The organism is Prevotella sp. MGM2 (assembly GCF_002933955.1).
Classification (GTDB): domain Bacteria; phylum Bacteroidota; class Bacteroidia; order Bacteroidales; family Bacteroidaceae; genus Alloprevotella.
Map to the genome: position 1 here is coordinate 1 of NZ_BEWW01000191.1, position 7429 is coordinate 7429.

Consider the following 7429-nt stretch of genomic DNA (forward strand, 5'->3'; position numbering starts at 1 on the left):
TAATAAATCTTAATTTATGTAGTCGGAATGTCTTCTGATTTATCCGTCTTTGTCAGAGGAATGGCGCCTTCTTTCAGTAAGGCGGCAACCGTTCCGGCATATTGCCGTTTCTGTGTGCCGGAAAATGAGCGCGGAGAATACGGCTTTTTGTCGTTTCGTGAAATTTAAACGGCTGAAAATCGGCACTTTTGGTCGACTGTAAATAATAAAAAATATTAAAAAAGAAAATATTCCGTTTTTAGTCCTCTACTTTTATTAAAAGTATAAAAAAGTTTGATTATTAAATGTTTAATGATTTATTTTCATACAACGGGCCATGCTGGCCATATAGGGTAGAGGCGTGGTAACAATTTTGTTTTTAATTTATTTATTTATAACTTTGCGAGAGTGTTTAAAGAAAAACTACCCTAAAATCTATAGTCCCGTGCAACTGAGAAGATATTTTGCAATATTTACCGTGGGTTTGCTTGGCTTTCAGGCATCCCGGTCCCAGACATTAGACACAGATAAGCTTCCGACCCGTCCGCTGGCCGAAAAGGTGGTGTTAGGTTCGGCGGCACTTCCCGATTTCGCTTTGCCGGCCACGGCGGCGCCCAAGGCTGATGAAGTCGCTTTGCCCAAAGGCGATGAGATTGTACGTACCGCTTTGCAGTATATCGGTGTGCGTTATCGCAGCGGCCAGAGCAGTCCTTCAGGCTTCGACTGCTCCGGATTGACCAGCTATGTGTTCCGTCAGGAAGGCATCAAGCTCAACCGCTCCTCGCGCGCTCAGTACACTCAGGGCGTTCCCGTAGCCAAAAAGTCCGATCTGAAGAAAGGCGACCTTGTCTTCTTCGGAGGATCCCGCTCAACGCGCAGTGTGGGTCATGTAGGCATAGTGGTGGACGTGGACCCTGCCAACAACCAGTTTAAATTCGTGCATGCCAGCAGCAGTTCGGGCGTGAAGGTTTCCAACTCCAGCGAGAGTTATTACAGCCGCCGCTACATCGGTGCCCGCCGTGTGCTTGGCACTCAGGAATAATAGTCGCGTTATGTTCTTGCCTTTTGTGCTGACATGCCTGTTGAATGCGTTTTTAGCACGGCAGAGTCACGACACTGTAACCGTCGCCATGACGGGAGATATCATGATGGGTACGACCTACCCATCGGTGCAATTGCCGTCCGGAGATGGGCGGCAATTGTTCGTTGATGTGGCCTCGGTGACAGCTTCGGCCGATGTCGCCGCCGGCAATCTGGAGGGAACGCTTAACGAGGCAGACTCCTGCACCAAGCACATGACCGCCGCCAGCTATGCCTTCCGAACGCCCACGGTCTTTGCTCCGCGTTTGAAGGAGGCCGGATTCGACTTTCTGAGCATGGCCAATAACCATGCCTTTGACTTCGGGATGTCGGGAGTTAGGAGTACGATGGCCAGCCTTGATGCGCAGGGCATCCGCTATGCCGGTTTGAAATGCCAGCCCTCTTCCGTGGTGTTGGAGAAAAACGGGGTGCGCTATGGTTTTTGCGCCTTCGGACACAACAGTTATACACATCGTCATCAGGACGGGAAGGATGCCCGGAGAATAATAGCCGCTTTGGCCGGCTGTTGCGACATCGTGGTCGTCTCCTTCCACGGTGGTGCGGAAGGAGTGGCTCACCGTCATTTGCCTTGGGGCAAGGAAACGTTTTATGATGAAGACCGTGGCTCCTTGCGTGAGTTTGCCCGCCTTTGTGTTGATGCCGGCGCTGATATCGTTTATGGCCACGGGCCTCATGTCATCCGTGCTCTTGAACTTTATAAAGACCGTATCATAGCCTATAGTCTTGGGAATTTCTGTACGCCCTATGGCGTGAATATCAGCGGCATTTCAGGCTACGCGCCTGTTTTGGAAGTGAAGGTGAACGGTGACGGGCGGTTCGTTTCCGGAAAGATACACAGCTTTCTGCAGGTCCGTGGAATGGGGCCGAGGGCTGACGCGTCGGCAAGGGCGGCGCGCGAAATCAAACAGCTTACCGAAAGCGATGTGCCCGATACGCCGCTGCACATTGACGATGCCGGCAACATCTCACGTAAGTAAACCGTTTTGAAAAGAGTATTCATTCATTATTAATTAATAAAGCCTATGTTTTTACTGCAAGCGGCAGCACAGTCTGCTGGTGAGGTCAAGTTTGACCAACTTATAGAGCGCCTTCTTGATATGTCTGTCAGTGCCGGCAAACATATTTTGGCGGCTATTGTGATTTATGTCGTGGGCCGTTTCATCGTGAAACTGCTCAACCGCATGGTACGCGGCATGCTTGAACGCCGTAACATTGATGTCGGCGTGCAGAGTTTCCTGCGCAGCCTTGTCAACATTCTGCTCACGGTGCTGCTGGTCATTTCCGTGGTAAGTGCCTTGGGCATCAACACAACTTCGTTTGCCGCGTTGCTGGCTTCTGCCGGTGTGGCTGTCGGTATGGCCCTTTCAGGTAATTTGCAGAACTTTGCCGGCGGACTGATAATTCTCCTCTTTAAGCCTTATAAGGTGGGTGACTGGATTGAGGCACAGGGCGTTCAAGGTACTGTGAAGGAAATCCAGATTTTCCACACGTTGCTGACAATGGGCGATAATAAAGTGGTTTATATTCCTAACGGCTCCATGAGCACGGCCGTGGTCATCAACTATACGCGTAATGAAACGCGTCGTTTGGAGTGGACCATCGGAATAGACTACGGCGAGGACGTCAATAAGGCCCGTAACGCCATTTTGGAAGTGCTGGCGGCTGACAAGCGCGTGCTCAATGAACCGGCACCCTTCGTGGCTGTAGGCGCCCTGGCGGACAGCAGTGTGAACCTCACTGTTCGTGTATGGGTGAATACCGGAGATTATTGGGGTGTGTATCATGAGACATTCCAGAGCATTTACGATACCTTCAACCAGCGCGGCATCAATTTCCCCTTTCCGCAGCAAACCATACATCTGGTCAAGGAGTAACCGGCTTGGGGCGGAATATGGTAATGAAAGCCGCCATCCGGATACAAATAATAAAAGCGGCATGCAGACAAGTTGGGGCTGGTCTGCATGCCGCTTCTTTTTTTAAAAAGAAAGTTAGAAGGTAATTGTTTTGTTCAGCCAGGATTCCATTCTGTTTCTGGCAAAAAGGTAGTAGAACAGCAGTCCTATCCAACTTGTCAGGAACATGACGCCGATGGCCATGATTTTCTTGATGACAGGTGCTTTCAACATCCAAATCTCATAAGCGGCCTGCAGGGTAAGTACCATGCCGATCAGCCAAATAATCCATCCAATCATAATTGCTTAATTAAAGGGGTTACACATGCGGGGCTCAGTCGAGCTTGTCTTTGATGTTCTCTTTGGCGTCTTGGAATTTTTCTTTCACATTCTGGGCACCTTCCTTGATGTTGTCTTTGGCCTTTTCATAACCTTCCTTGGTCTTATCCTTTACCTTTTCAGCGCCGTCCTTGATGTCCTCTTTGGCATTCTGCCAGGCGTTTTTGGTCTTTTCGTACCCTTCCTTGGTTTCTTCCTTGGCCTTTTCAGCACCGTCTTTGATGTCTTCTTGGGCCTCCTGCCAGTTTTCTTTCACCTTGTCGACACCTTCTTTTGTCTTTTCCGATATCGTGTCGGCAGCGCGGTTGGCGGACCGTTCTATCTTATCGACGGCACGGACCTTTTTGTCGGACTGGTTCCGTTGGTTGCAGGAAACTATTGTTAACACGCCTGCTACTGCTAAGGCGATAACTAATATCTTAATCATAATCATAATGAAATTTATTGTGTGAATATTTAAGTCTTCTTTTTTGAGAAGGCTCCCGTAGAATTCCCGTAAAATATGGGCTTCTGACGGGAGCCTTTTTAATTTTCATTTGTCGGGATTGTTTTTTTCAACAGATCCTTTAATGTACGCTTGCCTTTGATTTTCCGGCAGCCCGCACAGCTTCTTTTTTATTTCCGCTATGCTTGGTATTGCAGGTTTTCGAACAGGCTGTTTGTTTTACTTCTTTTTTTACATTGGTTTTCTTGTCTTCTGCATTCGTTTTCATAATGGTTGTTTTTTTGATGTTATACAAATAATGACTCCAGGTCACGGTTGTTTGTTTGATTTCTTTTGCTGTTCGGAATAATTGCACCAGCTCATATTTTCGTCCGGCATGGCTGATAATACTTCAGCACTGTGCTCCTTGGACAATTTTTTGTCTTTTTGTTTCATCTCTTCTTCTGTCCTGTCGGTGCCTTTCGGCTGCCTTTGGGTCAGTCCGTTGGTGCGTCTCACTTCCTCCAGCGGATTTTCAATGTACTGCCACTCCTCTTTCAATTGTGTGCTGGGACCCTCGTTCCATGGGCCGCGCGCATCCTTGCCCTGTGAAAAGTTGAAGTACAGATTACTGTATTTTGGGGAGGTTTGCAGGGCACCCGGCGGAAAATTGGGCTGTATTGTTTCCAGAGCAGCTTCGAATTGCTGGTAGTGTGTTACTTCACGTGTCATCAGGAACATGAGCGTTTCTCTTACGGATGGGTCGTCTGTGAAATGCATGAGATTTTCATATCCGATCTTGGCTCTGCTTTCGCCGGCCATGTTCGACCGCAAGTCAACGGAAAGGTCGGCACAAGCCGAAACATAGGTGGCACACCAGGGGTTGCCGTTGCTGTCAGTCAGCGCCGGGCTTCCAGGGGCGGAGATGAGGAAGTCGGGGTTGGTGAACGCCTGGTGGATGATGTCTTCCTTCGCTGCCTTTCCGCTCATCATGGAATGGAGAGGAGTCACCTCAACGGCATCTTTCATTTCGCCTCCGACAGGTCCGAGCAACATCTGTATGGTGGCACCCACGATTTCCAGATGCCCTAATTCTTCAGTGGCGATATCCATCAGCATGTCGTATTTGTCGGGGTGGGGGTTGTGGCAACTGAAAGCCTGTACAAAATATTGCATGGCAGACTTTAATTCTCCGTTGGCGCCTCCGAACGCTTCGAGCATGATGCGGGCAAAACGCGGGTCGGGTCGTGATACCCGTGCATTAAACTGCAGGTCTTTTACGTGATAAAACATAATCTTTCACTTTTAGGTTGATAATTAAAAACCACACACTCTCTTCCTTCATGCAGCCGGGGAGGACCTCTTTGAAAATCTTTTACTGTAGTACTCATATTATTCATCTCTTTTTATTGACAAGTACGGCGTTCTGCTGCCGCGGCTTGTGAAATAATCTGTGGCAAATATAGAGAGGAAATAATCAAACACGAAAATAAATATTGTTTATTCAGTAACCTTAAAGGCTGTTGCATTAAAAATATATTATATTGTGCGGATATAAATAAAATTACTTTATAAGGCCATGAAAAGGGGCTGGGAAACACAATGGAAAGGTCCGGTGTCCGGTTATGACTGTAAGGAAACTCTACAAAAAGCTTCTTCGGTGATTTTCTGCTAAAAAAAACGGGCAAAGTTTGTTGAATATAAAATTATTGACTAATTTTGCAGGCCGCAAGAGGTATGTAAATTAAGTAATAACAAAATAAAATCAAAACAGAAAAATGATTATTGTACCCGTAAAGGAAGGCGAAAACATTGAACGCGCCCTCAAGAAGTTCAAAAGAAAATTTGAAAAAACCGGTATCGTTAAAGAATTGCGCGCACGGCAGCAGTTTGACAAACCTTCGGTACTGAAGCGTTTGGCCAAGGAACACGCTGTTTACGTTCAGCAGCTCAAGCGCGAGGAAGACTGAGTTTTTTTGTTGCACTTCGAATAATCGGAATAAGAAGAGGATACTTTGCGGCACGTAATGTGTGTGGAGTATCCTCTTTCTTTTGGTTGTGCAGGAGGTCGCTGGAATGATTTTACTGTTTCTGAATATTTGTCATATTTAGTGAGATGGGGAGTGAGGATTATATAGATGATTTCTTGGGTTATTTGAAAGCGGAGCGCGGTTATTCGGATACTTATATCTCCGGTTGCAATACGGATTTACGGAATTTTTCGGAGTTTGTTGCCTCGTTGGATGAAAATATGACCGTGGTTAATGCCGACAGTGATGTCGTGAGACGTTGGCTGGCTTGGCGCTTGAAAGGGGGAGTTGAACCTCAGAGCATGAAACGTAAGTTGAGTGCGTTGCGTACTTTTTATAAATATATGATGGCGCTTGGGGTAGTGGATGTTAATCCGATGCAGCGGGTGAAAAATCCGAAATCACCCCGTCCGTTGCCGGTTTTCTTAAAAGAGGAAGAGATGGACAGGCTTTTAGACCGGACGGTTTTTCCGGATAGTTGGGAGGGGAAACGTGACTATCTGATAATGTTGACTTTTTATACCACTGGCTTGCGGCGGTCAGAATTGGTGGGATTGGATGTGGTTGATGTATCGCTCGAGGCATCGACGTTGAAAGTCTTAGGTAAGCGTAATAAGCATCGTTTGGTTCCCTTTGGGGCGGAACTCCGGGAGGCGCTTAATATATATATATATGAGCGGGAGCAGTTATGCGGAGAAAATGATGGTCCGCTTTTTGTGGGGAAAGGCCAAAAGCGGATAACACCAGCCGAGGTGGCAACGGTCGTAAAACATTATCTCTCGTTAGTGACAACGCAAAAAAAACGGAGCCCACACGTGTTGAGGCATACCTTTGCAACGGTAATGCTTAATAATGGTGCGGATTTAGAGGCGGTAAAGGAATTGCTGGGGCATGAGAGCATTTCGACAACACAAATTTACACGCATACTTCATTTGCCGATTTGAGACAGGTTTATGGTAAATCACATCCGCGAAACACCGTGAAACCACAGTGTTTGGTAAAACATTCTTTAGAAGACTAAAAAATGTTATGTGGTGAAATATTTTCATGAGAATATTTTGTTTTCACGGTAATATTTGCTATATTCGCCTTTGAAAGATTTTTTCTTTTGACAGTTGTCCGCTGCTTGGCAGGCAAGGGTCTTTTCGTAAACCGGCCTCTTTCATGAGGTCATAAAAAAGGAGGTTTTTATGGAAATTAGAATTCAGTCCATTCATTTTGACGCAACTGAAAAGTTGCAGGCATTTATAGAAAAGAAAGTCGGTAAAATAGCAAAAAGTTGTGATGCCGCAGCTAAGGCTGAAGTAATTCTTAAAGTTGTTAAACCGGAGACAGCGATGAATAAAGAGGTGCAAGTGCGTATAGAGGTGCCTGGATGCACGCTTCATGCTGAAAAAGTGTGTGATACGTTTGAGGAAGGCGTGGATTTGTGCGTGGAGGCTTTGCAGCGTCAAACCGAGAAATACAAGGAAAAACAACGATGCAAATAAAAAAATGCCTAAAAAAGTTTTGCAGATAAAAAAATATATCTAACTTTGCAGCCGTTTCAAGGTCATTTCTTGAGCGGCTGCATTTTTTTGTTGCGGTTTGAAGAGGTGAGAGAAACACGGGCAAATACCAGAGTGGCCAAATGGGGCAGACTGTAAATCTGCTGGCTTACGCC

The 7429-nt window shown here is 46.5% G+C and carries 10 protein-coding genes; 6 read left to right on the top strand and 4 right to left on the bottom strand.

Annotation, left to right across the window (positions count from 1 at the left end; translation table 11 throughout):
• The first annotated feature begins 424 nt into the window (after window positions 1-424).
• Genes C5S62_RS04615 through C5S62_RS04625 form a run of 3 tightly spaced genes read left to right on the top strand, consistent with a single transcriptional unit; the run spans window position 425 to window position 2954 of the window.
• A complete protein-coding gene (locus C5S62_RS04615) occupies window positions 425-1021 on the top strand; it encodes a C40 family peptidase (RefSeq protein ID WP_223301137.1) in 597 nt (198 codons plus the stop codon).
• A gap of 10 nt (window positions 1022-1031) precedes the next feature.
• On the top strand, window positions 1032-2057 hold the full coding sequence (locus C5S62_RS04620; RefSeq protein WP_104404255.1) for a CapA family protein: 1026 nt from the start codon (window positions 1032-1034) through the stop codon (window positions 2055-2057).
• 45 nt (window positions 2058-2102) lie between these two features.
• Window positions 2103-2954, top strand: a complete 852-nt coding sequence (locus C5S62_RS04625; protein WP_104404256.1) for a mechanosensitive ion channel family protein — start codon at window positions 2103-2105, stop codon at window positions 2952-2954.
• Window positions 2955-3068: 114 nt separating this feature from the next.
• Here C5S62_RS04625 and C5S62_RS04630 read toward each other — a convergent pair whose 3' ends face one another.
• The 4 genes from C5S62_RS04630 to C5S62_RS04645 form a co-directional block, all read right to left on the bottom strand.
• Window positions 3069-3272 (bottom strand): hypothetical protein, encoded by a 204-nt coding sequence (locus tag C5S62_RS04630; protein ID WP_104404257.1) that lies wholly within the window; start codon window positions 3270-3272, stop codon window positions 3069-3071.
• A 34-nt stretch (window positions 3273-3306) separates the two neighbouring features.
• Window positions 3307-3738 carry a YtxH domain-containing protein gene (locus tag C5S62_RS04635; protein ID WP_133159500.1) on the bottom strand — a complete coding sequence of 144 codons (432 nt, stop codon included), beginning with the start codon at window positions 3736-3738 and terminating at the stop codon, window positions 3307-3309.
• Window positions 3739-3877: 139 nt separating this feature from the next.
• On the bottom strand, window positions 3878-4024 hold the full coding sequence (locus C5S62_RS13535) for a hypothetical protein (RefSeq protein ID WP_172486030.1): 147 nt from the start codon (window positions 4022-4024) through the stop codon (window positions 3878-3880).
• Between the two features lie 41 nt (window positions 4025-4065).
• On the bottom strand, window positions 4066-5028 hold the full coding sequence (locus C5S62_RS04645) for a manganese catalase family protein (RefSeq protein WP_104404260.1): 963 nt from the start codon (window positions 5026-5028) through the stop codon (window positions 4066-4068).
• Between the two features lie 485 nt (window positions 5029-5513).
• Between C5S62_RS04645 and rpsU the strand changes: the two genes are divergently transcribed.
• The 3 genes from rpsU to hpf all read left to right on the top strand — a co-directional run bounded on the left by rpsU (window position 5514) and on the right by hpf (window position 7256).
• Window positions 5514-5705 carry a 30S ribosomal protein S21 gene (rpsU, locus tag C5S62_RS04650; RefSeq protein WP_104404261.1) on the top strand — a complete coding sequence of 64 codons (192 nt, stop codon included), beginning with the start codon at window positions 5514-5516 and terminating at the stop codon, window positions 5703-5705.
• A 146-nt stretch (window positions 5706-5851) separates the two neighbouring features.
• Window positions 5852-6787 (top strand): tyrosine-type recombinase/integrase, encoded by a 936-nt coding sequence (locus C5S62_RS04655; RefSeq protein WP_104404262.1) that lies wholly within the window; start codon window positions 5852-5854, stop codon window positions 6785-6787.
• Between the two features lie 169 nt (window positions 6788-6956).
• Entirely contained in the window at window positions 6957-7256 is a 300-nt protein-coding gene (gene hpf, locus C5S62_RS04660) for a ribosome hibernation-promoting factor, HPF/YfiA family (RefSeq protein WP_104404263.1), read from the top strand.
• Window positions 7257-7429: the final 173 nt, after the last annotated feature.

Bases quoted from the DNA above. Each gene is read 5' to 3' on its own strand.
- C5S62_RS04655 (WP_104404262.1), top strand. From the start codon at position 5,852: ATGGGGAGTGAGGATTATATAGATGATTTCTTGGGTTATTTGAAAGCG.
- rpsU (WP_104404261.1), top strand. From the start codon at position 5,514: ATGATTATTGTACCCGTAAAGGAAGGCGAAAACATTGAACGCGCCCTC.
- C5S62_RS04630 (WP_104404257.1), bottom strand. From the start codon at position 3,272: ATGATTGGATGGATTATTTGGCTGATCGGCATGGTACTTACCCTGCAG.
- C5S62_RS13535 (WP_172486030.1), bottom strand. From the start codon at position 4,024: ATGAAAACGAATGCAGAAGACAAGAAAACCAATGTAAAAAAAGAAGTA.
- C5S62_RS04645 (WP_104404260.1), bottom strand. From the start codon at position 5,028: ATGTTTTATCACGTAAAAGACCTGCAGTTTAATGCACGGGTATCACGA.
- C5S62_RS04620 (WP_104404255.1), top strand. From the start codon at position 1,032: ATGTTCTTGCCTTTTGTGCTGACATGCCTGTTGAATGCGTTTTTAGCA.
- C5S62_RS04635 (WP_133159500.1), bottom strand. From the start codon at position 3,738: ATGATTAAGATATTAGTTATCGCCTTAGCAGTAGCAGGCGTGTTAACA.
- hpf (WP_104404263.1), top strand. From the start codon at position 6,957: ATGGAAATTAGAATTCAGTCCATTCATTTTGACGCAACTGAAAAGTTG.
- C5S62_RS04625 (WP_104404256.1), top strand. From the start codon at position 2,103: ATGTTTTTACTGCAAGCGGCAGCACAGTCTGCTGGTGAGGTCAAGTTT.